This window comes from Enterobacter sp. FW301-JW81, from assembly GCF_058788735.1.
This window is the reverse complement of the sequence record NZ_JBYTBA010000001.1, coordinates 892121-916008: the sequence shown is the minus strand read 5'-3', so window position 1 is coordinate 916008 and position 23888 is coordinate 892121. Positions and strand designations below refer to the sequence as shown.

The 23888-nt window shown below is 55.9% G+C and carries 29 protein-coding genes and 1 pseudogene; 14 read left to right on the top strand and 16 right to left on the bottom strand.

Annotated features, from left to right (window positions below):
* Positions 1 to 459 carry a DMT family transporter gene (locus tag AC3WOK_RS04500; protein ID WP_492354023.1) on the top strand — a complete coding sequence of 153 codons (459 nt, stop codon included), beginning with the start codon at positions 1 to 3 and terminating at the stop codon, positions 457 to 459.
* On the opposite strand, the gene AC3WOK_RS04495 is transcribed toward AC3WOK_RS04500, so the two are convergent.
* Genes AC3WOK_RS04495 through AC3WOK_RS04460 form a run of 8 tightly spaced genes read right to left on the bottom strand, consistent with a single transcriptional unit; the run spans position 456 to position 6336 of the window.
* Positions 456 to 989 (bottom strand): DUF3833 domain-containing protein, encoded by a 534-nt coding sequence (locus AC3WOK_RS04495; RefSeq protein ID WP_063429724.1) that lies wholly within the window; start codon positions 987 to 989, stop codon positions 456 to 458. The two genes, AC3WOK_RS04500 and AC3WOK_RS04495, sit on opposite strands and share 4 nt — an antisense overlap.
* Complete coding sequence (locus tag AC3WOK_RS04490; protein WP_059311343.1) at positions 986 to 1510, bottom strand: hypothetical protein; 525 nt, start codon at positions 1508 to 1510, stop codon at positions 986 to 988. Before AC3WOK_RS04490 ends, AC3WOK_RS04495 begins: the two co-directional genes overlap by 4 nt.
* Positions 1507 to 1992 (bottom strand): DUF2878 domain-containing protein, encoded by a 486-nt coding sequence (locus AC3WOK_RS04485; protein WP_492354022.1) that lies wholly within the window; start codon positions 1990 to 1992, stop codon positions 1507 to 1509. Before AC3WOK_RS04485 ends, AC3WOK_RS04490 begins: the two co-directional genes overlap by 4 nt.
* A complete protein-coding gene (locus AC3WOK_RS04480) occupies positions 1989 to 3209 on the bottom strand; it encodes a class I SAM-dependent methyltransferase (protein WP_492354021.1) in 1221 nt (406 codons plus the stop codon). Before AC3WOK_RS04480 ends, AC3WOK_RS04485 begins: the two co-directional genes overlap by 4 nt.
* The gene (locus AC3WOK_RS04475) at positions 3206 to 3928 is read right to left on the bottom strand and encodes a DUF1365 domain-containing protein (protein ID WP_492354020.1); all 723 of its coding nucleotides are present in this window, start codon (positions 3926 to 3928) and stop codon (positions 3206 to 3208) included. The genes AC3WOK_RS04480 and AC3WOK_RS04475 overlap by 4 nt, the downstream gene beginning before the upstream one ends.
* A 1-nt stretch (position 3929) precedes the next feature.
* Entirely contained in the window at positions 3930 to 5189 is a 1260-nt protein-coding gene (locus AC3WOK_RS04470) for an NAD(P)/FAD-dependent oxidoreductase (protein ID WP_492354019.1), read from the bottom strand.
* A complete protein-coding gene (locus AC3WOK_RS04465) occupies positions 5186 to 5905 on the bottom strand; it encodes an SDR family NAD(P)-dependent oxidoreductase (protein ID WP_059311348.1) in 720 nt (239 codons plus the stop codon). Before AC3WOK_RS04465 ends, AC3WOK_RS04470 begins: the two co-directional genes overlap by 4 nt.
* Positions 5902 to 6336 carry a nuclear transport factor 2 family protein gene (locus AC3WOK_RS04460; RefSeq protein ID WP_063429714.1) on the bottom strand — a complete coding sequence of 145 codons (435 nt, stop codon included), beginning with the start codon at positions 6334 to 6336 and terminating at the stop codon, positions 5902 to 5904. The genes AC3WOK_RS04465 and AC3WOK_RS04460 overlap by 4 nt, the downstream gene beginning before the upstream one ends.
* A 259-nt stretch (positions 6337 to 6595) precedes the next feature.
* On the opposite strand from AC3WOK_RS04460, the gene AC3WOK_RS04455 reads away from it, so the two are divergent.
* Both AC3WOK_RS04455 and AC3WOK_RS04450 read left to right on the top strand, forming a co-directional pair.
* Positions 6596 to 6793 (top strand): hypothetical protein, encoded by a 198-nt coding sequence (locus tag AC3WOK_RS04455; protein ID WP_023335609.1) that lies wholly within the window; start codon positions 6596 to 6598, stop codon positions 6791 to 6793.
* Between the two features lies 1 nt (position 6794).
* Positions 6795 to 7577, top strand: a complete 783-nt coding sequence (locus AC3WOK_RS04450) for a hypothetical protein (protein ID WP_063429712.1) — start codon at positions 6795 to 6797, stop codon at positions 7575 to 7577.
* On the opposite strand, the gene AC3WOK_RS04445 is transcribed toward AC3WOK_RS04450, so the two are convergent.
* Positions 7558 to 8070 carry a GNAT family N-acetyltransferase gene (locus AC3WOK_RS04445; RefSeq protein WP_492354018.1) on the bottom strand — a complete coding sequence of 171 codons (513 nt, stop codon included), beginning with the start codon at positions 8068 to 8070 and terminating at the stop codon, positions 7558 to 7560. The genes AC3WOK_RS04450 and AC3WOK_RS04445 overlap by 20 nt on opposite strands.
* A gap of 239 nt (positions 8071 to 8309) precedes the next feature.
* Here AC3WOK_RS04445 and AC3WOK_RS04440 point away from each other — a divergent pair, with 239 nt between their 5' ends.
* The gene (locus AC3WOK_RS04440) at positions 8310 to 8852 is read left to right on the top strand and encodes a histidine phosphatase family protein (RefSeq protein WP_059311402.1); all 543 of its coding nucleotides are present in this window, start codon (positions 8310 to 8312) and stop codon (positions 8850 to 8852) included.
* Between the two features lie 45 nt (positions 8853 to 8897).
* Here the strand turns inward: AC3WOK_RS04440 and AC3WOK_RS04435 are convergent, their stop codons facing one another.
* The 3 genes from AC3WOK_RS04435 to AC3WOK_RS04425 form a co-directional block, all read right to left on the bottom strand.
* A complete protein-coding gene (locus AC3WOK_RS04435; RefSeq protein ID WP_059311352.1) occupies positions 8898 to 9728 on the bottom strand; it encodes an oxidoreductase in 831 nt (276 codons plus the stop codon).
* 116 nt (positions 9729 to 9844) lie between these two features.
* Entirely contained in the window at positions 9845 to 10852 is a 1008-nt protein-coding gene (locus AC3WOK_RS04430; protein WP_063956225.1) for an AraC family transcriptional regulator, read from the bottom strand.
* 113 nt (positions 10853 to 10965) lie between these two features.
* Positions 10966 to 11547 carry a TetR/AcrR family transcriptional regulator gene (locus AC3WOK_RS04425; protein WP_074164645.1) on the bottom strand — a complete coding sequence of 194 codons (582 nt, stop codon included), beginning with the start codon at positions 11545 to 11547 and terminating at the stop codon, positions 10966 to 10968.
* 104 nt (positions 11548 to 11651) lie between these two features.
* On the opposite strand from AC3WOK_RS04425, the gene AC3WOK_RS04420 reads away from it, so the two are divergent.
* The 8 genes and pseudogenes from AC3WOK_RS04420 to AC3WOK_RS04385 all read left to right on the top strand — a co-directional run.
* Positions 11652 to 12119, top strand: coding sequence for a nuclear transport factor 2 family protein (locus AC3WOK_RS04420; protein ID WP_047348631.1), 468 nt, complete (start codon positions 11652 to 11654; stop codon positions 12117 to 12119).
* An 84-nt stretch (positions 12120 to 12203) separates the two neighbouring features.
* Positions 12204 to 12518 (top strand): PTS sugar transporter subunit IIB, encoded by a 315-nt coding sequence (locus tag AC3WOK_RS04415; RefSeq protein ID WP_492354017.1) that lies wholly within the window; start codon positions 12204 to 12206, stop codon positions 12516 to 12518.
* A 197-nt stretch (positions 12519 to 12715) separates the two neighbouring features.
* Positions 12716 to 13330: a TetR/AcrR family transcriptional regulator gene (locus AC3WOK_RS04410; protein WP_059311356.1), complete on the top strand. Its 615-nt coding sequence runs from the start codon at positions 12716 to 12718 to the stop codon at positions 13328 to 13330.
* A 75-nt stretch (positions 13331 to 13405) separates the two neighbouring features.
* Complete coding sequence (locus AC3WOK_RS04405; RefSeq protein WP_492354016.1) at positions 13406 to 14515, top strand: efflux RND transporter periplasmic adaptor subunit; 1110 nt, start codon at positions 13406 to 13408, stop codon at positions 14513 to 14515.
* Positions 14512 to 17601: an efflux RND transporter permease subunit gene (locus tag AC3WOK_RS04400; protein ID WP_492354015.1), complete on the top strand. Its 3090-nt coding sequence runs from the start codon at positions 14512 to 14514 to the stop codon at positions 17599 to 17601. Before AC3WOK_RS04405 ends, AC3WOK_RS04400 begins: the two co-directional genes overlap by 4 nt.
* Before the next feature lie 34 nt (positions 17602 to 17635).
* Positions 17636 to 18229, top strand: a complete 594-nt coding sequence (locus AC3WOK_RS04395) for a TetR/AcrR family transcriptional regulator (protein WP_059311359.1) — start codon at positions 17636 to 17638, stop codon at positions 18227 to 18229.
* 74 nt (positions 18230 to 18303) lie between these two features.
* A complete protein-coding gene (locus AC3WOK_RS04390; protein ID WP_059311360.1) occupies positions 18304 to 18903 on the top strand; it encodes an NAD(P)H-dependent oxidoreductase in 600 nt (199 codons plus the stop codon).
* 146 nt (positions 18904 to 19049) lie between these two features.
* Positions 19050 to 19256, top strand: a pseudogene (locus AC3WOK_RS04385) (helix-turn-helix domain-containing protein); the annotation flags it as partial.
* Between the two features lie 82 nt (positions 19257 to 19338).
* Here the strand turns inward: AC3WOK_RS04385 and AC3WOK_RS04380 are convergent.
* A complete protein-coding gene (locus AC3WOK_RS04380; RefSeq protein ID WP_447855574.1) occupies positions 19339 to 19776 on the bottom strand; it encodes a GNAT family N-acetyltransferase in 438 nt (145 codons plus the stop codon).
* 452 nt (positions 19777 to 20228) lie between these two features.
* Between AC3WOK_RS04380 and AC3WOK_RS04375 the strand changes: the two genes are divergently transcribed.
* Entirely contained in the window at positions 20229 to 20774 is a 546-nt protein-coding gene (locus AC3WOK_RS04375; protein WP_059311362.1) for a cysteine hydrolase family protein, read from the top strand.
* Positions 20775 to 20839: 65 nt separating this feature from the next.
* Here the strand turns inward: AC3WOK_RS04375 and AC3WOK_RS04370 are convergent, their stop codons facing one another.
* A complete protein-coding gene (locus tag AC3WOK_RS04370) occupies positions 20840 to 21316 on the bottom strand; it encodes a WbuC family cupin fold metalloprotein (RefSeq protein WP_059311363.1) in 477 nt (158 codons plus the stop codon).
* A 138-nt stretch (positions 21317 to 21454) separates the two neighbouring features.
* Positions 21455 to 22240 (bottom strand): phosphotransferase, encoded by a 786-nt coding sequence (locus tag AC3WOK_RS04365; RefSeq protein ID WP_492354234.1) that lies wholly within the window; start codon positions 22238 to 22240, stop codon positions 21455 to 21457.
* Positions 22241 to 22438: 198 nt separating this feature from the next.
* Between AC3WOK_RS04365 and AC3WOK_RS04360 the strand changes: the two genes are divergently transcribed.
* Positions 22439 to 22909: a hypothetical protein gene (locus AC3WOK_RS04360; protein WP_492354014.1), complete on the top strand. Its 471-nt coding sequence runs from the start codon at positions 22439 to 22441 to the stop codon at positions 22907 to 22909.
* A gap of 51 nt (positions 22910 to 22960) precedes the next feature.
* Here the strand turns inward: AC3WOK_RS04360 and AC3WOK_RS04355 are convergent, their stop codons facing one another.
* Positions 22961 to 23884 (bottom strand): LysR substrate-binding domain-containing protein, encoded by a 924-nt coding sequence (locus tag AC3WOK_RS04355; protein ID WP_059311366.1) that lies wholly within the window; start codon positions 23882 to 23884, stop codon positions 22961 to 22963.
* Positions 23885 to 23888 lie beyond the last annotated feature (4 nt).

Below are 23888 nucleotides of genomic sequence, written 5' to 3'. Positions count from 1 at the left end.
ATGACGCTGATTATGATTTTTCTCGCCGTTTGCGGCGGCGCGACGCTGAGCATTCAGGCCGCAATCAACGGACAGCTCGGCAGCAGCGTGGGCGTTTTTAAAAGCGCATTTCTGACGTTTTCCGTCGGCGCGCTGGTGACCGCCCTGCTCATTTTCTTCTTTGAGCCTAAGCAGGCCGTCACGCTGCTGGACGTGCCGAAATGGCAGCTCCTCGGGGCGATGTTCGGCGTGCCCTACATTGTGATCATGGTGCTTGCCGTGCAGCGCATCGGCACCGCCGTCGCCACGGTGGCGGTGATATTCGGCCAGCTCGTCATGAGCATGCTGATTGATAACTTTGGCTGGTTGAACAATCCCGCTATTGCGTTTTCACCGAGCCGTCTGGGGGCGGTGGTGTGCCTGGGGATTGCCCTGTACTTCATCTACTCCAGCAGCAAAACCGGCGATGTTCGCGACTAAGCTTCCGTATTCCGGGTAAAGAACAGCGTCACCGTGGCGACGGTGACGCCAAATTTCTTCATCTCGGTTTTATTAAACAGATGGGTCTCATCCTGCAGATACATCCAGTCGTCAAACTTCAGTAGCCAGGTGCTCCCGCTGGCTTTTACGTTCATGCTGTAATGCCAGTTAAAGGCGTTGCCCGAGGCTTGCCCCGTGGCAACTCCTTCAATATCCCCTGCCGTTCCCTCGTAGCGATCGTTCCCCACGCGCCGAATATGCCATACCCGCTGCTGCTTCTCGCCGTCGTCGTAAACAAAGTGCTCATTGAGCGTCAGCGTATCGCCGATAACGTCCCCGGCGATCTCTACGTGAAAGCGGCGGAGCTGTTTACCGCTGCGATCCTGCACCATCCCCCACGCTTCGGTTTTACCCTGGAAATAGTGGAAAATATCCAGCCGCGGCTGCTGCTGGCGATACTCGCTCACCTCGGTGCTACAGCCTGCCAGCAGCATCGTCAATGCCAGCGCCATCATCAGGATACGTTTCATTTTTGGCCTCCGATTAACTGCTGACGCAGCTCAGGATATTGCGTGCGGGGATCGAGCCAAATGGCCAGAAAGCGGGTGCTGAACGCCTCCGACTGGCGCGGGCCCAGTGGAATAAACGTTTTCCGGGTGGCCGGCTCGCGATACCAGAACTGCCCCTGCCCGTCATTGAGGACAAAGGCCAGCTGCGAGCCCGGCCGGACATCCGGCCACAGCGACTGGAGCATCCGCAGCCAGGCTTCGCTTTGTGGTTCCTGCGCCAGGATCCCCTGCGCCTGCCACTGGTCGCGCGTCGCCTGGACCAGCTCATCGCGATCGATGTCGCGGGCGTAGGTAATAATCAGCGCCTGATTCGGGTTCCCCTGGCCGTAACGCCCGTCGGGGGTAAGCAGCTGAGAGGTATAGACGGTGAACGGTCCCCAGGTCAGCGTGGCGTCCCCCACCTTGCGCCAGGCGAGCCAGTCGGCCGCCTGGGCCGCGGGCATGACGATCGTTAAACAAAGCAGCAGAACCACAGCTCTCATTTTTGTCTCCCCATCAGCAGGTGGAAAAACAGCATCAGCACCAGCCAGCCCGGCGCCATCCAGCTGACGACGATAAAGGTCGGCTCCAGAAACGTGATCCCGCCCAGCCGCTCGCCGAACAGATAGGCCACCGGCCCTCCCGCGGCGGCCAGCAGGGTCAGCAGCCAGCCGGGCAACGTGGTGGTGCGCGTAAGCTGCGTCCAGACGGTGGCGAACATCAGCCACAACGCCACCATCCATAGCGGCATCAGGGACTCGCCCGTGAAGGCAATAAGCCCGGTCAGGGCCCAGAGCGCGTCCAGCAGGCTGCCTACGGCCGCCAGCCCGATGGCGTAAAAACGGTATGCAGGCGGTAACAGCAGGCACGCCAGGATCGCCAGCGCAAGCCAGATAATCAGGCCCTGTTCGCGAAAGAGCACCACCAGCGCCCAGTAAAGATCGAACGCGACGGCCAACAGGAAGACCTGAAGGTAGCGTCTCATACGCGCTCGGCGGTGAGCTGCACCACGCTAATGGTGCGGGCGTTAAACCCGGCTTCGCAGTAGCCAAAGTAGTACAGCCACATCCGGCGGAACCGTTCATCGAAGCCGAGCTTTTCAATCTCCTGCCAGGCATGAACAAAACTCTGCCGCCAGTGGGCCAGCGTGCGGGCGTAGTCCGGCCCCATGTCGAAGAGATTGCGCACCACGAAGTCGGTGTGGCGCGTCATCAGCTCATTCATCGCGGTAATGCTTGGCAAAAAGCCGCCGGGGAAAATGTAGCGCTGGATAAAATCAACGCTTTTGCTGTAGTCGCGATAGCGCTGATCCTGAATGGTGATGGCCTGAATCGCCATCCGTCCTCCCGGACGTAGCCGCGCCTGGCAGGTGCGGAAGAACACCGGAAGATAGCGCTCCCCTACGGCCTCAATCATCTCTATCGAGACCAGCTTGTCGTACTGACCGGTGAGGTCACGATAGTCGCAGAGCAGCACCTCGACCCGATCCTGCAGCCCGGCGCGGGCGATCCGCTCCGTCGCCCAGACGTACTGCTCCTGCGAGAGCGTAGTGGTGGTCACCCGGCAGCCATAATGACGGGCTGCGTATTCCGCCATCGCGCCCCAGCCGGTACCGATTTCCAGCAGGTGATCGCCCGGACTCAGCGCCAGCTGTTCGCACAGGCGCGCCATTTTGGCCTGCTGGGCCGCCGTGAGATCCTGCTCGTCAGCGGTAAACAGCGCGCTGGAGTAGAGCAACTCTTTATCCAGAAAGTGGCCATAAAAGGTGTTGCCCAGATCGTAATGGGCCGCAATATTTTCGCGCGCCTGCGCCCGGGAGTTACGCCGGGTCCAGTGGCGTAGCCGCTCCAGCGGCCTGCCGAGCAGGCGGAACCCTTTTTCCAGACGGCCAAGCACCTCGCCGTTGATCGCCAGCAGTTCCAGCAGCGGCGTGAGATGCGCGGTTTCCCATTCGCCGTCCATCCAGGCTTCTGCCGCGGCCAGGCTCCCGCCCGTCAGGACGCGCCAGTAGACGCTGGGCGAGAGGATCTGCACGTCGGCGTGCAGCGCGGAGGATGCCTCGCCAAAATGAAAGGTCTGCGCCCCTTCTCGCAGCGTGAGCGAGCCGCCGCGAATGCCGCTTAACAGCCTGAAAAGCAGCCAGCGCGCGATGCGGACGTTGCGCGGGATATCGGGTTCTAGCGCAAAGACGGGATCGGTCATGAGCGTTCACTCCTGCTGACGGGATGGTTATACAGCGGCACGCGCTTGAGCCACAGGCGCAGCGCCTGCCAGTAAATGGCGAAAACGGTTTTCAGGGTCATCAGCGGAATGCGCAGCAGCAGCGAGCGCAGCGCCGGGCGGGTCAGAGGCGCCCGGCGCAGGGCCAGCGTGGCGTCAAACACCTTCGCTTCCTGATGATTTTCAATGTGCATATGCAGCGTGTTGTCCGGGCTGTTAAAGCGCCAGTGGTAGATCATGTCCATCGGGTTGAAGGGGGAAACGTGAAACGCTTTTTCCGTGGGCTGCGCATCCTGCCCGTTGACGGCATAGTAATGACGTTCATTCCACGGCGTGTTGCGGACCTCAGCCAGCACCCAGCGCAGGATTCCCTTCCCGTCATAGCAGTAGTAAAAGTTGACCGGATTAAAATGCAGCCCGAAATAGCGCAACTGCGTCAGGAGCATAACCCTCCCGTCCGGACGTTCCCCGGTCAGGCTCTCCAGCCTGCTCAGCGCGTTCTCCTTAAGCGGCGCGCCGAGCGGATAGTCCGCGTCATGGAACGAGGCGGCGGCAAAGCGATTGCGCCGCACGCCGACGGAGGCCAGCAGCGGCAGTTCATCCAGATCCAGCCAGGCCATAAACACGCTGTAGCTAAATTCATGGGTTTTCGGCTGAAGGCGGCGGTGGCGTAATATGCCATGATAGAGGCAGCTGTTCATCTCAGTTCCCCTCTCCGGCCGCTATCACATTGACCACGTCCAGCGCGCTGCGCACGCCATCTTCATGAAAACCGTTGTACCAGTAAGCCCCGCAGAACCAGCTCCGCCGCTGACCGTTGATCTCCCCGCGGCGCGCCTGCGCCCGCCAGCTTTGCGGGTTAAACAGCGGATGTTCATAGATAAAGCGTTGCCAGACGAAGCGTTCGTCCACCGGCGTTTCCGGGTTGAGGGTGACGCAGAACAGCGGGCTGCCCGCAGGCAGCCCCTGCAGAATGTTCATGTTGTAGGTGACGCAGGCGCTGGCCTGCTCGCGATCGCTAAGGCGGTAGTTCCAGCTGGCCCACGCCCGCTGGCGCACCGGCAGCCAGCGCGGATCGCTGTGCAATACCACCTCGTTGCGCTGCCAGCCGATATCGCCCAGCACCTCGCGCTCTGCGGGGGTCGGGTCGCTAAGCATGGCCAGCGCCTGGGCGGAGTGGCAGGCAAAAATCACCTGGTCGAAGGTATGGCTGGCATCGTCGAGCTGGAGGGTGACGCCATCCGCCTGACGTTTCACACGCTGAACAGGCGCGTTCAGGTGCAGCGTCAGACGATCGCCAAGCTTGTCGAGCATCGCGCGGATATACTCCCGCGAGCCGCCCGGGACGACGTACCACTGCGGGCGATGGGTGATATCCAGCAGGCCGTGGTGGTCAAAGAAGCGTAAAAAGAGCGGCAGCGGAAAACGCTTCATCTCCTGCAGCGAGGATGACCAGATGGCGGCCCCCATCGGCAGAATGTAATGGCGTGCAAAAAACGGCGTGAAGCCGTGCTGGTCCAGAAACGTCTGCAGCGTGGCGTTCGGGTCTACCTCACCGTCCAACGCCGCTTTCGCCAGACGATTAAAGCGGACAATCTCGCCCAGCAGCCGCCAGAATGTCGGATTCACCAGGTTTCGGCGCTGGGCAAACAGCGATGTCAGGGTGTGACCGTTGTACTCAAGCCCGGTCGCGGGATTGTGCACCGAAAAGCTCATCTGCGTTTTTTGCCCGCTGATGCCCAGTTCGCTGAGCAGGCCCATAAAGCGCGGATAGGTGCGATCGTTGTAGACGATAAACCCGGTATCGATCGCATAGGTGCCCTGCGGCGTCGCCACGTCAACCGTTGCGGTATGCCCACCAGGCGTGGTGCCCGCTTCAAACAGGGTCACCTGATGGTGTCCGGCCAGCCGCCAGGCGCAGGTTAGCCCGGCGATGCCGCTGCCGATAATCGCAATCTTCATGAACGCACCATCCTGCGCAGCAGCGCGCGCTGCAAAAACGCGGGTAGCCCGGAGAGCAGCCGCAAAATGAAGCTAAACCCGGATGGAAACGCGATGTGCATATTCCCTGCCGCCAGCCCGGTACGGATCGCCCTGACCGCCTCGTCGACGCTCACCCTGCCCGGCATGGCAAAATCGTTTTTCCGCGTCAGGGGCGTATCAACAAAGCCCGGCGAGACAACCGTGACGGAAACGCCTTTTGGCTCCCAGTCCAGGCGCAGGCTCTCGGCAAACCAGCTCAGCGCCGCCTTGGACGCGCCGTAGGCCTCCGCGCGGGGAAAAGGCAGCCAGTGGGCCATCGAACTCACCAGGACCACGCGGTTGCCCGCAACCAGCTGCGGCTGCAGTGCCTCAAGGCAATTCACCGGGCCGAGGAAATTTGTTGCCATCACCCGCTCCACCAGCGCCGCGTCCACCACGCCCTGCTCGAGGTATTCGCAGGTCCCGGCGCAGAGAATAATCAGATCGGCATAGCTGCCGGTCAGGGCCTGGCGACAGGCGTCCCTGTTCGTCATATCGAACAGGCGAACGGTGAGATTTGGGCAGGTTTGATGCAGGGCTTCCAGGCGTGCCGGATCGCGCCCGCAGGCAATCACATGGTAGCCGTCAGCGGAATAGGATTTAGCCAGCCCGGCACCGATGCCCGAGCTTGCCCCGGTAATCAGCACCGTCTTCATGATTTGACCCTCCGCTTCACGCCGCGCACCGCCCAGCCAAGCAGAGGGAGATGTTCGTAGATCATCTCTCCCGCATCGTAGTAGTCCCGCTGGTGCGTGATGAGATCGTTTTCCGTCTCCACCACTGAACACCCCGGCAGTTCGAGCGGCTCTCCCCCGGCAATGCGCGGGTGCGACCAGTGCATCACCCAGGTCACAGCAAAACGGCTGTCGCTGCACAACGGCGGATCGATGGTAAAACGGCAATGCTCGACGTTAGCCAGCAGATGGGTGAAGTAGCGCTGAAGCGCGAAAATTCCGTTGTGCTCGCCAAACGGATCGATAAGCGTGGCATTTGAATGATAAAGCCCCGCCAGCGCAGACGGCGGCTGGCTATCCAGTGCGGTGTAGTACTCAACAAACCGACTCACGACAGAGGGCAAAGTGCTCATGGGTCACATCCTGGCTGTAAACAACGTGGCGTAATCGCATAATTAAAACTTACACAATTAACGTTATTTGTCCAAGTTTGTGGCGATCTATTTTTTATTTTGGTGATATATCAATAGGTTGAGGCGAGATAAAAAGAGAGGGTTTTGCAGGCCGGATAAGGCATAGCCGCCACCCGGCTTAAACTTTCAGGTTATCCTTAAGGCAAACTCGCCGGGCATCTTCCAGGCTTATTCTTTTTAATTCATAAGGATGCCTGACATGAAACGTTTCTTTCTCTCCCTATTCTCCAGCCCGGAATCCTTACTGCAGGTAATGAGCCAGCAGGAAATTATTGAAGCCGTCGAAGATGGCGATCGCATCATCATCGACCAGGACGGGAACGCTTCGGTGAACTACAAAAGCAACGAGGTGCGGCAGGATTTTTTGCGTCACGTCGACACGCTGAAGAGGGCCTGATATGGGAACGGCGATATTTATGGTGCTGATGGTATGCGGGTACTGGTACACCAGCCGCGACCTGTCGACCCGCTTTAAAATCAAGCGATCCTTCGGCTGGGACGTCTATTTTCTGGTGGCGCTGTATGGCTGTATTTTCGTTTTGCAGGGCGTGATTGCCACGGGTCTGCTCTGGCTGCTGCTGCTCGGCCTTTCCGCCGCCAACAACGCTTTCCACTTTGCCTCACCGAAATATACCGACTGGCAAATCGACTTTATGAACTGGAGTTTTTTAGGCATTCAGGCACCGGTGGTCGTTATGCTGGCGTTTGCTATTCTGTTTTGCCTCTACCGCTCTAACTGGGCGGGCAGCGCCAGGCTGGACGGTGAAAGCCGGAAAAAGCTCTACAAACGCCTTGCCCAGTCGAGCGGGATAGAACAACTGCTGTACCAGTGCATGGAGCAAGGCGAGCTGGCGCAGGTCACCCTCCGGTCGAGGCGGATTTACATCGGCATGATCCACACCGCGACGCTGGAATATGAAAAAACGGCGAATATCGTGCTAATCCCGATGTTAAGCGGGTACAGGGACGAGAAGACGATGAACCTGCGCATCGAGAATAATTACAGCAGGTGGTATGCGGAGCACGACATTACGCTCGACTCGGAACCCCGCAGCGCGATGTCATTCCGAAAGGTGATTTTACTCAATCAGATTGAGAGCCTCTCACTGTTCGACCCCGCCAGCGCCAGCGCGCTGTCGCTGGCACAGCAGGACGCGCTTTCTAAAGAGGCATCCCCATAATTCTGAGAATGCTCTGCTGAGAAGCGGTTGCGAAAACAACGTCCTTCAGGCAGAGCATGCCCTGCTTTTGATAGAACCGGAAGGCGCCCGCGTTCTGCTCAAGCACTTCCAGCCAGAGATAGGTTTTCCCCTTGCTTCGGGCCATGTCGATGATTTCGCTGAACATGACCTGCCCATAGTTCTTGCCGGTTTCAGCAGGATCGAGGTAGAGCTTGTTGAGGAGCACGCCCTGCTTGTCCGTTTCTGGAACCAGGGCCTCCCAGGTCACTTTCATGAACCCCATGGGGCGGTCGGTTTCAGCTACAAACCAGGAAACGTGGCTCTCTGCCAGGCTCCGCTCAATTAGGGAAGGAGCATACTCGGCGTCCAGAAAGTCCTTCATCTCTGCGTCTGACACCCACAGATGCTGAAAATGGGCGGGATAGATGCGGTATCCCAGCTCGCTTAAAAGCGTTGAATCCGCCACGGTGGCCTGTCGAATTCGAAGAGTCATGGAGGGTATCCTTACTAACCGCTTTAGGTGTGATGCCGTGCGAAACGAGAAAGACAAAAACAGTTACATTCTTGCCGCATATATTATTGCGGTGAACGACCTTAAGTACAGCCCGCGTGTTATGGATCTCGCCCGACACACCAAAACGGGTGGGTAAAAACCCTCACCAGATCGCGCTAGTCTGCCTGATTTGAATGGATGACCAGGACTAACGATTAGAACGTATGGAAATTATTTTGATGCGGCATGGAGAACCCCATTACAGGGGCGCGCCAAGGGTCTCGTGCAGGGAAATGACCGAATGGATCGACAGCTATAACCTCTCTTCGACGGGCAGCGACAGGCCGCCTGAAAAGGCTCAAATTCAGGCGTACCGCGCGCTCACGTTTCTCAGCAGCCCTCTCCCGCGAGCCCTTTCATCGTTGAAAACGCTGGGGTGTGAACCGGATTTAATTGATGAGGTTTTTCGGGAAGCAGAGCTGCCGGTGTTCCGCATTCCGGGGTTACGGCTATCGCCTTTTTACTGGGCAGCGCTGTTTCGCGTTCTTTGGCTCTGCGGCCTGTCTGGCGAGGCAGAGTGCGTGAGCGTCGCAAAAGAACGTGCCGTTAAGGCGGCAGAAATCCTGGTGAATGTCGCGAAGGACTCTGACGGCCCCGTCTTGCTCATGGGGCACGGAATGATCAATCGGTTTATTGCGAAGGAACTGATCGCATCAGGCTGGAAAGAACAGACTTCCCGGGGTACCGGTTACTGGGGAGCGGGGATTTACAGCCTTGTGTAAGGGTACATACTGACACCGAGGATTTTTTCATCCTCGGCGCTTGGGTCATAGCGTCTGGCCAAGAATAACGCGATCAAACAGACGGTCTCCCAACCAGAGACGCATGCGGATGAGCATCTTTGCATACTTGCCGGCTGCATAGCGTGTACGCGGATGAGGGCTTTTAACGGCGCGGGCAACCACGTCCGCAATCACCTTCGGATCGCTGCCTCTGCCATTCCCGTATGCATTTTTGACCGATTTAGCCACCTTTTCCACGAGGCGAGCGTAAGGGCCATTTGCTGAACGTTTAACTATATTGCTGCTGACCACATCACCAAAGCCTGTCTCGATTAAACCCGGTTCAACAATCACAACCTTAATGCCAAACTCAGCCACTTCAAGACGCAGACAGTCAGACCATCCCTCAAGCGCATGTTTCGTTGCGTGATACCAGGCTCCCAGAAGGGTGTAAATCTTACCCCCCATAGAGGTGATATTAATAATGTAACCGCTGCGTCTGGCGCGCATGGCCGGGATCAGCAGTTGCGTAAGGCGGGCCGCACCAAACACGTTAACCTCAAACTGATAGCGAGCTTCATCAATACCGATCTCTTCTACCGGTCCATAGAGCCCAAAACCCGCGTTGTTGACCAATACGTCAACCCCACCTGTCTGCGACATGATGGTGTTCACTGCAGCCAAAATGTCTTCATCACGTGAGATATCCATCCGCAGAGGGTACGCGCCAAGCTGGGCGAGATCGTGCATTTTCTCAACGCTACGGGCAGCAGCGTAAACCTGATAGCCATCCTGAATAAGACGACGGGCGATGGCTTTGCCCATACCTGACGATGCACCGGTGACCAGCGCAGTTTTTTTGTCCTGAGTAAACATAGATACCTCGGTGAGTAGACTGTGGCTAGTTTGCTCTCCTTCGACCTGATGTTAACTAGCGTATCGCGCCATGTGACTAGCAAACTGCGCCATCAGAGCGATAAATACGCGCGTGTTTACTCAAGACGCATGGTTGACCTGGCCGCTTCAGGGGTCTGGCCAGTCCAGGTCATAAATGCGCGATAGAATGAATTAGGATCTTCGAACCCCAGCAAAAATGCGATCTCATAGCCGGAAAGACGCGTATTGCGAAGATAATGGCGGGCCAGGTGTTCGCGACACGCGTTGACGAGGTTGCGGAAATTGTCCCCTTCCAGCTCAAGCCTGCGCTGCAGCGTGCGCTTGCTCATTCCCAGGCGCTCCGCCGTTTTTTCGATAGTCGCTTCGTTACCGGGAATAAGTTCCAGAAGTACTGAACGTACGCGCTCAGCGGTTGAGGCCGTGTCATCTAACTGACCGAGACGACGCTGCAGTTCCGGTTCAAATACCTGCCACATTCCCTCATTTACCGTTAAAAAAGGCCGAAGCGCATCGGCTGCGGAAAAAGTGATGGCGGGATGTTCTCCGTATTGCACGTCAGTACCAAAGAAACGTGAAAAGTGGCTGTTCTGAACCACTGACGGTAGCGCAGAAACGCAGATCTTTAAGGGGGTAACCGGTTCGCGGGTTCCCAGCCGCAGAAGCTTGAGCAGGAATCCCAGCTCTGCCACCTGCAGAAACGGCGGAAGATCTGTCGCAAAAAGCCAGCGCGGTGAAACGGTCAGGTTGCCGTTGTGATCCACCTTTGTCTCCAGAACCATGGGCGCAATAAGCTGTTTATATCTGGCCAGACGCTGGACGGCCTGCATCATATTGCTGCTACACAGTGCGGCAAAGAGCGGTGGATCAAATACGTCCGCTGAGATCAGTTCAATAAGCGGAACGGGAAAGGCCGGATCGTTCGATTCTGTCTCCAGCGCGTCCCAGAAACGGATGTATTCATCCGTATCAAGCCCCCGCGCTTTTTGCACAAACAGATCGTCAGGTAATCCTGCCCTGCGAAGAATGCGTTCTGGCTCAAGCCCCGCGTCTTTCAGCAGCGTTTTCCAGCTTATATCGAGCGCGAAAGTGCGGTTATAGGCCATTTGCTCATTTCCGGTGTGAAGGTTATTGAACGCTTAGCATTATTGTTCATCAACCGATGAACGAGCGCAACGCAGTAACGAGGAGGAAAGCTTTTTAAACGGGATCTCGCCAGTCATTTTTCCCCTGTTAACCCTGATAATGCCTTCTTCAATGGTTTGATGACATCAGCTGTATTCACGCCCATTTGCGCATGAATAATTGCGCCGTCAATCAGCAGCATGATCTCGCTAACGACGCCCTCGTCAGCGGTTTTCGTCAGCAACGCAATGATTTTCTTTGTTTCTATTTTATGGTTGCGGCAAATCTCTTTAATTTCGCTTTCAATATCTTCAGATTTTGCCTCTGCGCTGGCGTTAATAAACGCGCAGCCGTGAAACTCGGGCGAAACAAACCATTCGTGAAGCGTTGCGGATAATGCATCAGACGCTGTCAGGCCTGCTTCGAGATGTCGACGCAGCGTGGTTTCAAACCAGTTAATCCATATTTCATGCCGGTACTGTAAATAGGCAAGAATAAGTAAACTTTTACTCGGAAAATGGCGATAAAACGTCACCTTCGTCACTTTCGACTCTCTAATCAGCGTATCTACCCCCGTGGCTTTGAAACCCGTGGAATAAAACAGATCGTGCGCCGTATGTAATATTTTATCCCTGACGCTGATTTTTTTATCGTTACTCATGACGGGTGTATTCACTTTTCGGCAGCCTCTAAAAGGAGTGTTGACAGCGTTATTTTTCAGGCATAGATTAGCGTAAGTAGACAGACCTGTCTACATAATAACAGACAGAGGTAATCGCAATGAACGCACGCCCTCCTTTACCGCCCTTTACGCGTGAAAGCGCAATCGAAAAAGTCAGACTGGCAGAAGACGGCTGGAATAGCCGCGACCCGGCGAAGGTCGCGCTGGCCTATACGCTGGATACTCAATGGCGCAACCGCGCGGAGTTCGCCACCAACCGTGAAGAGGCGCAGGCGTTTCTGGAGCGGAAATGGAAAAAAGAGCTCGATTATCGTCTGATTAAAGAGCTCTGGGCGTTTACGGATAACCGCATCGCCGTTCGCTATGCCTATGAATGGCATGATGATTCCGGCAACTGGTTCCGCTCTTACGGCAATGAAAACTGGGAATTCGAACCGGACGGACTGATGAAGCGCCGTTTTGCCTGCGTAAACGATATGCCGATAAAAGCCGCTGAGCGACTGTTCCACTGGCCGCTGGGCAGACGCCCGGACGATCACCCCTCATTGAGCGATCTGGGATTATAGTGTTGTCGCCAAAATAAGAGATAGCGCGCATTTCGGTGACCACCTCAGGACTACGCTATGAGCGGTTTTCAGGAGGAACAAAATATGAAAAAGCTTCTGATATGTTGTTTGTTCGGTTATACCGCAAACGCTCTTGCCAAAAAAATGCAGTCCCTGGCAGAACAAGAAGGCTCTCCACTGATGATTAGCGCCGTTGGGCTGGATAACTTCGCCAGCGTCGCCCCCGCTTTCGACGGTTTTCTTATCGCGCCGCACATTCAGTACAAACTCGATGAGATACACGCAACGGTGGGCAATACGCGTTCAATCGCCATCATTGAGAGTCTTCCCTACGCGTCGCTGGACGCGAAGAAGGTGTTGAATTTCGTGAAGGAGCAAATGCCTGAACTGGCTGCCTGACAGACAAGGCCGCATCGCTATTGCGGCCTCCTCGCCCCCGCAGACAGATAGATGCCATAGCGCGCGAAAAACAGTGATACACTTACCCCCACCTGGTTGATCGTCCCGTCTGAACGGCTCACGACGAAAACGAATGTAACCAAAATACGAAATGGTCACTCGTTGTCAATCGTAGCCCGTCACGCTAAGCTTAAATAATGACTAAAAATATGAACGCCCCATCAACGCGTGGTCCCCTTGACCACTCTGTCAGAGAGCAAATCGTCGAAGCGGCTTTTGAGCACTTCGGTCACTATGGCTATGAAAAAACCACCGTAGCAGAACTGGCTAAATCCATCGGTTTTTCAAAGTCCTACATTTATAAGTTTTTCGATTCCAAACAGGCTATTGGCGAGGTGATCTGCGCTAACCGCCTGGAGTTGATTATGGCGGCCGTGCTTGCGGCCATCAAAGATTCGCCGTCAGCAAGCGAAAAACTACGCCGTCTTTTCAAAGCCCTCACCGAGGCAGGCAGCGAGCTGTTTTTCCACGATCGTAAGCTTTACGACATTGCCGCCGTTGCCGCACGCGAGCAGTGGCCGTCGACTGAACGGTATGCAGAAAGCCTGATGAAGCTGATTGAGAGCATCATTATCGAAGGCAGGCAGGCCGGCGAGTTCGAGAGAAAAACGCCGCTGGATGAGGTCACCCAGGCCATCCACATGGTGATGTGCCCTTATATTAATCCCGTACAGCTGCAGTACAACCTCGAAACGGCCCCCGCTGCTGCTGTGCTGCTCTCTTCGCTGATTTTAAGAAGCCTGGCCCCCTAATTTGTGACCATTGACTTTATTGGTCACTAGTCAGAGAATGCGGATACCGTCCTGTTACGTCGATAAGGTTTCCCCATGCTCAGGCTCACTTCTGCCCGCGTTGCCGTTTGTCTCCTGCCGTTTGCCCTGGTGGCGTGCGGCGATAATTCCGCGAGTGACGATCCGCGCACTCAGCCACCGCTCGTCAGATCCGCCTCCGTCGAGCTTGCGAACAATACCGCCCGCGCCTTTACGGGAGTGGTGGTCGCCAGAACGCAAAGCGATTTAGGCTTCAGGGTTCAGGGCAAAATCCTCGAACGCCTGGTGGATACCGGGCAGACCGTCAAGCAGGGCCAGCCGTTGCTGCGCCTCGATCCGGTTGACCTCAAATTACAGGCCCAGGCGCAGCAGCGCGCGGTGGATGCCGCCCGGGCGCGTGAGCGAAAAGCGTCCAGCGATGAGGCGCGCTATCGCGGCCTTGTGGCATCCGGCGCCGTATCTGCCTCGGAGTATGACCAGATCAAAGCCGCGGCCGATACGGCCAGGGCCGAGCTCAGCGCGGCCCGCGCGCAGGCTAACGTGGCGCAAAACGCCACAGGCTACGCCGTACTGCTGGCGGATTCAGACGGCGTGGTGATGGAAACGCTCGCCGAGCCTGGCCAGGTCGTCAGCGCCGGTCAGGTGGTGATCCGGCTTGCCAGAGCGGGACAGCGCGAAGCGCTTGTGCAGTTCCCGGAGACCTTGCGCCCTGCCGTCGGCAGCGAGGCGCAGGCCACGCTGTATGGCAATGAAAAGCACCCGGTCACCGCAACGCTGCGCCAGCTCTCTGATTCAGCCGACGCCGCTACCCGCACCTTTGAAGCACGATACGTCCTGGAAGGCGCCCTGGCCAACGCGCCGCTGGGGGCCACCGTCACGTTGAACATTGCAGACGCGAAAGCGCAGGGCCAGGTCATGCAGGTGCCGCTGGCCTCGCTCTACGATGCGGGCAAAGGCCCCGGCGTCTGGCGCATTTCCGCTCCGCCAGCAAAGGTCGCCTGGACACCCGTCAACGTGCTGAGCGTGGGTGAAGCTGCGGCGCAGGTCACGGGCGGCGTGAAGCCCGGCGAGAAGATCGTTGCGCTAGGCGCGCATCTTCTGCACGAGGGTGAAGTCGTCAGGCTTGCCGTACAACGCGATGCCACTCGCGCGGAGAACACGCCATGAGCGGAAGCCGCTTTAACCTGTCAGCACTTGCCGTTCGCGAGCGTTCAGTCACGCTGTTTCTGATCGTTCTCGTGACGATTGCCGGTATTTACGCCTTTTTTGGGCTTGGACGCGCGGAAGATCCGCCCTTCACCGTAAAGCAGATGACGGTGATCGCCGTCTGGCCGGGTGCCACCGCGCAGGAAATTCAGGATCAGGTTGCCGAACCGCTGGAGAAGCGCCTGCAGGAACTCAAATGGTATGACCGGACGGAAACCTATACCCGCCCCGGCATGGCCTTTATCACCCTGTCATTGCAGGACAAAACGCCGCCCGCGGAAGTGCAGGACGAGTTCTACCAGGCGCGTAAGAAGCTTGGAGACGAGTCCCAGCGTCTTCCGGCAGGCGTCATCGGCCCGATGATGAATGACGAATTCGCGGATGTTACCTTTGCACTTTTTGCCCTGAAGGCGAAAGGCGAGCCCCAGCGGCAGCTGGTACGCGATGCCGAAGGCCTGCGCCAGCAGCTTCTGCACGTGCCCGGCGTGAAGAAAGTGAACATTATCGGCGAACAGGCCGAACGGATTTATATCTCCTTCTCGCACGATCGTCTGGCGACGATGGGGCTCTCGCAGCAGGATATTTTCAGTGCGCTTAACAGCCAGAACGCGTTAACCGCCGCGGGCGCCATTGAGACCCGGGGCGCGCAGATTTTCATCCGCCTGGACGGCGCTTTCGATGAACTGCAGAAGATCCGCGATACGCCATTTGTTGCTCAGGGGAAAACGCTCAAGCTCTCCGATGTGGCAACGGTTGAACGCGGCTACGAAGATCCCCCGACGATGCTGATACGCAATCAGCACGAGCCCGCCCTTCTGCTGGGCATCGTGATGCGTGAAGGGTGGAACGGCCTGTCGCTGGGTAAAGCGCTGGATGCGGAAACGGCAAAAATTAATGATGCCCTGCCTCTCGGCATGACCCTGACCAAAGTCACCGACCAGTCCGTGAATATCCGCTCGTCGGTCGATGAGTTTATGATCAAATTCTTCGTCGCCCTGCTCGTGGTGATGGTGGTCTGTTTTGTCAGCATGGGCTGGCGCGTGGGCGTGGTGGTCGCGGCGGCGGTCCCGCTGACGCTGGCTGTCGTCTTCGTGGTGATGGAGGCCGCGGGGATTAACTTTGACCGCGTCACGCTGGGCTCCCTGATCCTCGCCCTCGGCCTGCTGGTTGATGATGCCATTATTGCCATCGAAATGATGGTGGTGAAGATGGAGGAAGGTTACGACAGAATCAAAGCCTCAGCCTACGCCTGGAGCCATACCGCCGCGCCCATGCTGGCGGGTACTCTGGTGACGGCCATTGGCTTTATGCCGAATGGTTTTGCCCAGTCGACCGCCGGGGAATACACCAGCAATATGTTCTGGATTGTCGGCCTCGCCCTGATTGCGTCGTGGTTTGTCGCCGTGGTGTTCACCCCTTATCTGGGTGTGAAGATCCTGCCGAACATCCCGAAAGTGAAAGGCGGCCATGCCGCCATCTATAACACGCCACGTTACAACCGTTTTCGCCAGCTGCTTGGCCGCGTTATCGCCAGAAAATGGCGGGTGGCCGGCTCCGTGGTCGCCATCTTCATCCTGGCCGTGCTCGGCATGGGGATGGTGAAAAAACAATTTTTTCCGACCTCCGATCGCCCGGAAGTGCTGGTTGAGGTACAGATGCCCTACGGCACCTCGATTGCCCAGACCAGCGCCGCCAGCGCAAAAATAGAAGCCTGGCTGAGCAAGCAGCCGGAAGCCAAAATCGTTACCGCCTATATTGGTCAGGGTTCACCCCGTTTTTATCTGGCGATGGCCCCCGAACTGCCCGACCCTTCATTTGCAAAAATCGTGATCCTGACGGACAGCGAGACGTCTCGCGAGGCGCTGAAGTTCAGGCTCAGAGAGGCCGTCGCCAGCGGCCTTGCGCCCGAAGCGCGCGTGCGGGTGACGCAGCTGGTATTCGGCCCCTACTCTCCCTTCCCGGTTGCCTGGCGCGTGTCGGGACCGGATGTCGATACCGTGCGCGGTATCGCGGATAAGGTAAAAGCCGTGCTCCAGGCAAGCCCGATGATGCGGACCGTTAACACCGACTGGGGATCGCGGGTGCCCGTTTTACATTTCACCCTCGATCAGAACCGCCTGCAGGCCACCGGCTTAACCTCCAGCGCCGTCGCCCAGCAGCTCCAGTTTCTGTTATCGGGCGTGCCGATTACCGCCGTGCGGGAAGACATTCGTTCGGTAGAGGTGATGGGCCGCGCGGCGGGCGATATCCGCCTCGATCCGGCAAAAATCGAGGGCTTCACCCTTGTGGGTAATGCGGGACAGCGTGTTCCGCTGTCACAGATCGGCAAAATTGAGATCGGCATGGAAGACCCGCTTCTGCGCCGTCGCGATCGCACCCCAACGATTACCGTGCGGGGCGATATCGCCGACACCCTTCAGCCGCCGGACGTGTCGACCGCCGTCATGAAACAGCTCCAGCCGATTGTTGATGCGTTGCCGGCCGGCTACCGCATCGACATGGCGGGGTCGATTGAAGAATCGGGCAAAGCCACGCAGGCCATGTTGCCGCTGTTCCCAATCATGATTGCCCTGACGCTGCTGATCATCATTCTGCAGGTGCGTTCACTTTCGGCGATGGTAATGGTGTTCCTGACTGCTCCGCTGGGGCTGATAGGCGTGGTGCCGACCCTGCTGATCTTTAATCAGCCGTTCGGCATCAACGCCCTGGTGGGCCTGATCGCCCTCTCAGGCATTCTTATGCGCAATACGCTGATTCTGATCGGGCAAATCGATCATAACCAGAAGGACGGCCTCGATCCGTTCCAGGCGGTCGTCGAGGCGACGGTCCAGCGTGCGCGCCCGGTATTACTCACCGCCATGGCCGCCGTGCTGGCGTTCATTCCCCTGACGCATTCCGTATTCTGGGGAACGCTGGCCTGGACGCTGATCGGTGGAACGCTGGGCGGGACGATAATAACGCTCGTCTTCCTGCCCGCGATGTATGCGATCTGGTTCCGGATCCGCCCTGTGGAACAACGCGTGCAGCCCACCACGGAAAACGTGTAAACTACCATCGGTAGATAACTATATTGAGGAAAGCATGGTTGTTAAGCGCTTAAGAAAAGAGGACCGCCGCGTGCAACTGCTGGAAGTTGCGCGTGGAATTGTCCGCCAGCAAGGCACGGAGGCACTGACGCTGGGCTATCTGGCTGAACGGGCCAACGTGACAAAGCCTATTCCCTACGATCACTTCGGCGATCGCGAAGGGCTGCTGATGGCGCTGTACCAGGATTATAGCGATCGGCAGCTGGCGAAATTCCGTGAGACGCTGGCGGTAGACAGCAAAACGCTGGAAAAGACAATCCGCTTTTTCAGCGCTGCCTATATCGATTGCGCGATAACCGCCGGGCCGGAAACCGGGCCGATCGCCGCGGCGCTGTCCGGTTCCCGCGCGCTGCAGACGTTTCGGGAGGCCTGCGTGGCCGAATGCGCCGACTGCCTGCGCACCGCGCTTTCTCCTTTTATCGTGCTGAAAGGTGTTCAGGGTGAAGCGGTGCTGACGGCCATCATTGGTGCCGCGGACGCGCTCAGTAGCGCCGCGGGTAACGGCGTGCTCGCCCGAAATGTGGCGGAAGATATGCTCAGCGGCGCCATGTCCGGCGTGCTGGAGACCTACGCCAATAGCACAAAATGATCGTAGAAGGCGGATTGACACCTAAGTTACCAATAGTAATATAGGTGTCAATTCACTCCCCTGTTGAGGTTTCTATGTCTGCTACAAACGTCATCAAGAATGCGCTGATCGTGACGGCTCACCCTGTCGAAAATTCGTTATCTCATTCACTGGCAGATCGCATTGCCGGAAAGCTTCGCGAACAAGGTATGCAGGTTGAAATTGCCGACCTGCATGCCGAAGGCTTTAATCCGGCCATGTCTCGCCCCGATCTGGATCTGTATCACGGTGATGCCAGCGCCCTCCCCGACGATATTCTACGCGAGCAGCAGCGCGTCGAGCGTGCGGATATGCTGGTGTTTGTCTTCCCGGTGTACTGGTGGTCGGTTCCCGCGCTGTTGAAAGGCTGGTTCGATCGCGTACTGACCCTGAACTGGGCGTATAAGGTGGCCGACGACGGCCGGATCGTGGGCAACTTACGGGATGTTCCCGTTCGCCTGATTGCCACTGGCGGTAGCGATCTCACCGGATTTGATAAACACGGCTATTCGACGGCGATTCAAACGCAGATAATCGAAGGGGTATTTGGCTTCTGCGGGTTGAAGAACGTTAAGCTCGATATCCTCTACCAGGCAGACACGGCGACGCCTGAGCAGGTTGAGGATTTCCTGCAAAGCCTCGGCAATATTAAATAATATCAGCCAGTGAACTTTATATCATCCGGGCGCAACGCTGACGTTGTGTAGCACCAATATTATAATGTCACTTTTTGCGGCATATAAGGATACAACCTTCGCTGCAACAAGGACATCCGGATGCTGGTGACTGTGTCAGATAAAGAATTAATCGCGTTAACGTCATTCAGGCGGTCTGTGAAAAGCGGCTCAGACGGCGTGATGCAGCCGCTCATCTGGAACTGACTGAACTGCAGGTACAGCGGCTTGTCAACCGTTACCGTGAATCAGGCGCAGCAGCACTGGCTCACGGGCCCGGCAATCATTGTTGTTGTCTGCCTGACTCCTTTAAACTTCATGTGCTGGCTCTGGTGCACTGAGAGCCATCAACCCCGTATTAGCCAATCCGGAAGAATTCAGAGCCATTCTGATAAAATAGAGCAGACATCCCGGCCTTCATTTAGCACTACGAGTGCAGGTGGCAGGGCGGTAGAAAATGATTTCAGGGTCACCTTCATCAAGGTTGTCTATGTAACCGCTTGGTCTGAAGCCCAACCTGACAAACAACTCCTGCATCTGCCTGTTCGACATGTTGGCGGAACCGAACAATTTCGAGTCGGTGAAAGCTGACTCGAAATGTCTAACAATTGCTGTGCCTAACCCCTGGTTACGATATTCTACGCCTACCATCACCATCTCAATAAAAGGCTGGTCAAAGAAATGGCGCGTTAATACGCCGTAAGCGACCACCCGATTATTTACCTCTGCAACACAACAGCACGCCGACCCGAGCCAGTAACGAATTTGGTCACGTCGCGCCATGCTCTCTGCGGCAACTGAGTCGATGGCGCAAAGCGCCTCATAGTCATCAATACTGGCTGAACGTACGCACATGATCTCATCTTCTCCGTAGTAGCCAACTGCAATAGTTGTCAGAGTCCGAAGTAGGCTTTCTGAAACTTAATCGCAATAAACTGTTTTTTCATTGTGTTACGGAACTCCCTTTTTATACTTGACCATCATAATAAAAAGTTGAAGACAGTTCTCTAAAGAAGAAAATGTGACATTTTAAATTTGCAATAACACGTTGCACCTACTGATGTTGGTGTATTGAAGAGAATCTCTCACCAGGGCTATAACTGGACACGATAGTTGCGTTAACAGCGAAATAAACAAAGGTCATTGCATGGTTAAGTCAGTTCAGCCAACAACCCCCCTCACCACCACCGACACCTTCGGCGGCGTGGGCGTATCTGTAGCGAACGACTGACAAACAGAACCTCATCCCCGCCAATCTGGACGGGGAAATGTGTCTCCGTTCATCACCTTCTGAATGGAGAAAGAAAATGGTTTCATCTGACAATGCTCTCTTAGTTATCGACATGCAGCAGGGACTGTTCAATGACCCGGTTTCCCCCTGTTCCGCCGATGCCGTTCTGGCAAATATCCGTTTGTTAATAGCCAAAGCGCGTCACGCGCAGGTGCCCGTCTTTTTTGCCCGCCATACCGGGCCTGATAACTCTCCGTTTTCAGAGAAGAGTCCGTTAACAAGCCTGCTACCCGAACTGGAGGTGAAGCGTGAGGTGGATGTTGTTTTCACAAAGCGCTATCCCAGCTGTTTTCGGGATACCGTATTGCAGCGTGAACTTAATCAGAGAGGCATCAAACAGCTGGTCATTGCCGGGATGAAGACAGAGTTTTGTGTCGATACCACTTGTCGGATTGCACCGGAACTGGGTTTCAGGACGGTATTGATTTCAGATGCACATACCACAATTGATAATGAATATTTATCTGCCAATGACATCATTACTCATCACAACAGCACGCTGGCAGGCCCATTCGTGACGCTGTCGACTGCCAGTGACTGGCATTTTAATACGGTCAGTTGAGTCAGCGGGATCTTGTCTATCTTGCCCGGCTCGCCTTTACGCGCGCCGGGCACCGGAGGGTATCTCTACAGGGTAAAACCACCGTCACCCACCTGCGCCTGAGCGTACCATTTCATCAGCTCGGCGGTGCCGGGCGCGTTTTCCGCCGGTGACCATGGGGCGGTATCGTGCTCAGCCACGGGCTGGTAACCGCCGTGTTTTACCTCAAAAATAACGCCGCCTTTATCAAGCGACAGCACGGCATGCCAGGTCCCTGCGTCCATCTCCAGCACCCTGCACTCTTCACCTAACACAACGCGCTGGGTCACGGTACCGTTGTCATCAAAATTCAGCACCAGAAAGCGGCCGCTAAGCGCGGTCAGCAGTTCAAACGTGTGCGGGTGGCGATGGGGACGAACATAGGTACCGGGCTCCATCGCAATGGCCAGACGCTGCACCGGGTCGCTCAGTTCAGGATGTAAATTACGATGCGCGCGTAAGCGAGGGGAATTTGCGGCCTGCTCGCTCTGTTGCTGCAGGTCACTGAAAGTAATTTGTTTCATATACACCTTTATGAATAGGATCGGCTGACGGCAATCCGATTGCCGCAAGACGTTATATCATTTGGAACAGTTGATGAGCCATGGCATTTGTGAAACAAAACGCTGCCTGAGTTATCGGACTATGGCTGATATAAGGCTTCAAAGAATTGAGACGGACTCTTCCAGCCAGCCGGGAAGATATTCTCTGTACCAGTTAAGGTAGAGATTCAAATCAGGCTTTTTCCTTTCGTTCAGCAATAATACGACTTCCGTGACAATCCAGGCTTTGGCGAGTGTGATTTCTCTGGCTAATCTATCTGCAACTAAGTGCCCGGCAAAAAAACAGTAGCGTTCAGCAAGCTGTAAAATGCTTTGTCCTGTGCCCAATCCTTTTACCAGCGGGGCAAGGTCGATAGCCGGACTACCCGTACCGAACCTTTCCCAGTCAAAAAGGATCACATCGCCGTTTTCTCTTTTGCCCCAGTTACCGGCATTGGTATCCCCTGATATTAAACATTCCTGGCTGAACAAAACGCTGCCTGCCTGTTGAAAACACCGCATCTGCCGGGCAGCGCGGTTCGGCAATTTTAAAAGAGACAGGGCTTTTTCAAGCGCCGAAGCAGACCAGCCGTGGGTATGATAAATCCATGCAGGATCGGCAGAATAATTGTGAAGAGCAGAAAGTCGTCTCAAGATTTCATCACCAGCGACCTCCTCCTGGGAAACCTTGTGAGGAACGTATTCCAGCCACAGACTGCGTCGGTGTGGATCGGCGTGCAGCAGTCGAGGAGATTCAACAACGCCGCGAAGGGGTTCCGCCACGCGCTCATAAAAGCAGTATTCAACATCACTAACAGGGCATTTTTCTATTATCTGCTTGCCCTGTTGATTCGCAAAAAGGCGAACCTCTGCTTCGCCCATTCTGGATAAGTTCCCGGTAGACATATCATCCTCATACGACATATTCGGTTTCTGATCGTAAGTATAGCGTCATGTTAACAACGAGATGTTGAGTAAAACTCACACTAATTCTCACTATTTATCGTTTTTCAAACACGTTGGTCTTGAAATACCATCCGCACATCCCTGGGATATATTTATCACGTCTAAAAATAATGAATACCAAGCCTGTATGGAGCACCTATGACACTCGATGTTTTATTCCGTGTGACGAAAATTATCGCGGCACATAAAAGCAGTACCGGTGAAAGTTTACATGAAATAATAAAGATTCTTTCAGCAGAAAAAGAGAGCTCAGAAGCACTGTCACCCTTTATCCATCGGCTGCATCTGCTCTCTTTCGCTCAGGGCAATCCAGGCAACGCCGAAGAGCTGCTGGCAGCGCATTTACCAAAAGATGACGGGATCCTCCCACTGCTTGACTTCGCGGACTGGCCCCGGGTACGTTACGCAGCATCAGGCGAAGTGCAGACGCCGGAATCAGAGGAGTATTTCCGTAAAATGACCTCGGCTGCTAATCTGTTACGTTCAGCGCTGATCGATGCCGAACGCACCAAGGGAACGCCTGCGCTGTATATTCTCGATAAATTACTCAACCTGAATAGCGCCCTGCCGGAAAGATATAGAAAAATGGCAAACATTCCCTACGCGTAAATACATTTAATATGCAGGACATCCGGTAAGGAATATCCTGCATTGATATTGTTAAAGCCGTTTTTCATCGTATTCAAGACAGACGATATCCAGGGCGGGAACAACCGGCGAGTTAAGGTTAAGCCAGTTCAGCAGCCGTTCAATACTCTGCGCTCGGAGCGAATTTTTCGGCCAGACAAGATAGTAGCCGTCTCCCGTGGCGATGGCTTCCCTGAAGGGCAATGCGAGCAAGCCACTTTTCAGGGCTTCCAGCGTGAGACGAAGGTCCGCCATCGCGACGCCGTGTCCGTTCATGGCGGCCAGGCTTCCCTGCTCCAGGGTGTCGAACACTATTCCGCCGCTTACGTCGAGCCCCGGGAATAACCCCGTCCTTTTCAGCCAGCGGCGCCAGTCACGTCGGTCCGGGGAGGGATGAATAAGATCGCACTGCGGAAGATGCTGCCGGGCTGATTCAAGCAAGGATGGGGTGCAAACCGGAACAAGCCATTCACTGAAAAGCAGCTGGCTCTCTGTTGCTTCGCCAAAATAGCCATTACCGAGGAGGATCGCGCAATCGTAAGGCTCACGGCTGAAGTCAACCGTGTCGAAGTCCATCCAGACGCTGGCAATTTCGATTTTGGGTTTCGCATGGTTCTCGCGAAAGGATTTGAGAACGTTCAGAAGCCATCGCATCGTCAGGGTGCTGGGTGCCTTAAGACGCAGAAGGTGATTTTCACTTTTGAATGCGCGGCAGGCCCACTCGATGCTGGTGAAGCTTTCGCTAAGATGACCGGCCAGAATGCGCCCGGCATCACTGACCTCGACTCTCGGGCCTTGCCGCTTAAAGAGCTCACAGTCGAACCACATTTCAAGCGTCCGGACATGTCTGCTGACCGCCCCCGGCGTGATGTTGAGCGCTTCAGCGGCCTTGCTGAAGGAGTTCAACCGCGCGGCAACTTCAAACGCGCGCAGGGCATACAGTGGAGGTAAGGACATAATT

What these genes read in the sequence shown, in the direction of transcription:
- AC3WOK_RS04370 (WP_059311363.1), bottom strand. Translation starts at nt 21,316, where the DNA reads ATGAAACAAATTACTTTCAGTGACCTGCAGCAACAGAGCGAGCAGGCC.
- AC3WOK_RS04470 (WP_492354019.1), bottom strand. Translation starts at nt 5,189, where the DNA reads ATGAAGATTGCGATTATCGGCAGCGGCATCGCCGGGCTAACCTGCGCC.
- AC3WOK_RS04460 (WP_063429714.1), bottom strand. Translation starts at nt 6,336, where the DNA reads ATGAGCACTTTGCCCTCTGTCGTGAGTCGGTTTGTTGAGTACTACACC.
- AC3WOK_RS04440 (WP_059311402.1), top strand. Translation starts at nt 8,310, where the DNA reads ATGCGGCATGGAGAACCCCATTACAGGGGCGCGCCAAGGGTCTCGTGC.
- AC3WOK_RS04405 (WP_492354016.1), top strand. Translation starts at nt 13,406, where the DNA reads ATGCTCAGGCTCACTTCTGCCCGCGTTGCCGTTTGTCTCCTGCCGTTT.
- AC3WOK_RS04475 (WP_492354020.1), bottom strand. Translation starts at nt 3,928, where the DNA reads ATGAACAGCTGCCTCTATCATGGCATATTACGCCACCGCCGCCTTCAG.
- AC3WOK_RS04435 (WP_059311352.1), bottom strand. Translation starts at nt 9,728, where the DNA reads ATGTTTACTCAGGACAAAAAAACTGCGCTGGTCACCGGTGCATCGTCA.
- AC3WOK_RS04365 (WP_492354234.1), bottom strand. Translation starts at nt 22,240, where the DNA reads ATGTCTACCGGGAACTTATCCAGAATGGGCGAAGCAGAGGTTCGCCTT.
- AC3WOK_RS04445 (WP_492354018.1), bottom strand. Translation starts at nt 8,070, where the DNA reads ATGACTCTTCGAATTCGACAGGCCACCGTGGCGGATTCAACGCTTTTA.
- AC3WOK_RS04500 (WP_492354023.1), top strand. Translation starts at nt 1, where the DNA reads ATGACGCTGATTATGATTTTTCTCGCCGTTTGCGGCGGCGCGACGCTG.
- AC3WOK_RS04415 (WP_492354017.1), top strand. Translation starts at nt 12,204, where the DNA reads ATGAAAAAGCTTCTGATATGTTGTTTGTTCGGTTATACCGCAAACGCT.
- AC3WOK_RS04355 (WP_059311366.1), bottom strand. Translation starts at nt 23,884, where the DNA reads ATGTCCTTACCTCCACTGTATGCCCTGCGCGCGTTTGAAGTTGCCGCG.
- AC3WOK_RS04400 (WP_492354015.1), top strand. Translation starts at nt 14,512, where the DNA reads ATGAGCGGAAGCCGCTTTAACCTGTCAGCACTTGCCGTTCGCGAGCGT.
- AC3WOK_RS04430 (WP_063956225.1), bottom strand. Translation starts at nt 10,852, where the DNA reads ATGGCCTATAACCGCACTTTCGCGCTCGATATAAGCTGGAAAACGCTG.
- AC3WOK_RS04465 (WP_059311348.1), bottom strand. Translation starts at nt 5,905, where the DNA reads ATGAAGACGGTGCTGATTACCGGGGCAAGCTCGGGCATCGGTGCCGGG.
- AC3WOK_RS04450 (WP_063429712.1), top strand. Translation starts at nt 6,795, where the DNA reads ATGGGAACGGCGATATTTATGGTGCTGATGGTATGCGGGTACTGGTAC.
- AC3WOK_RS04485 (WP_492354022.1), bottom strand. Translation starts at nt 1,992, where the DNA reads ATGAGACGCTACCTTCAGGTCTTCCTGTTGGCCGTCGCGTTCGATCTT.
- AC3WOK_RS04360 (WP_492354014.1), top strand. Translation starts at nt 22,439, where the DNA reads ATGACACTCGATGTTTTATTCCGTGTGACGAAAATTATCGCGGCACAT.
- AC3WOK_RS04455 (WP_023335609.1), top strand. Translation starts at nt 6,596, where the DNA reads ATGAAACGTTTCTTTCTCTCCCTATTCTCCAGCCCGGAATCCTTACTG.
- AC3WOK_RS04375 (WP_059311362.1), top strand. Translation starts at nt 20,229, where the DNA reads ATGGTTTCATCTGACAATGCTCTCTTAGTTATCGACATGCAGCAGGGA.
- AC3WOK_RS04395 (WP_059311359.1), top strand. Translation starts at nt 17,636, where the DNA reads ATGGTTGTTAAGCGCTTAAGAAAAGAGGACCGCCGCGTGCAACTGCTG.
- AC3WOK_RS04420 (WP_047348631.1), top strand. Translation starts at nt 11,652, where the DNA reads ATGAACGCACGCCCTCCTTTACCGCCCTTTACGCGTGAAAGCGCAATC.
- AC3WOK_RS04380 (WP_447855574.1), bottom strand. Translation starts at nt 19,776, where the DNA reads ATGTGCGTACGTTCAGCCAGTATTGATGACTATGAGGCGCTTTGCGCC.
- AC3WOK_RS04410 (WP_059311356.1), top strand. Translation starts at nt 12,716, where the DNA reads ATGACTAAAAATATGAACGCCCCATCAACGCGTGGTCCCCTTGACCAC.
- AC3WOK_RS04495 (WP_063429724.1), bottom strand. Translation starts at nt 989, where the DNA reads ATGAAACGTATCCTGATGATGGCGCTGGCATTGACGATGCTGCTGGCA.
- AC3WOK_RS04480 (WP_492354021.1), bottom strand. Translation starts at nt 3,209, where the DNA reads ATGACCGATCCCGTCTTTGCGCTAGAACCCGATATCCCGCGCAACGTC.
- AC3WOK_RS04490 (WP_059311343.1), bottom strand. Translation starts at nt 1,510, where the DNA reads ATGAGAGCTGTGGTTCTGCTGCTTTGTTTAACGATCGTCATGCCCGCG.
- AC3WOK_RS04390 (WP_059311360.1), top strand. Translation starts at nt 18,304, where the DNA reads ATGTCTGCTACAAACGTCATCAAGAATGCGCTGATCGTGACGGCTCAC.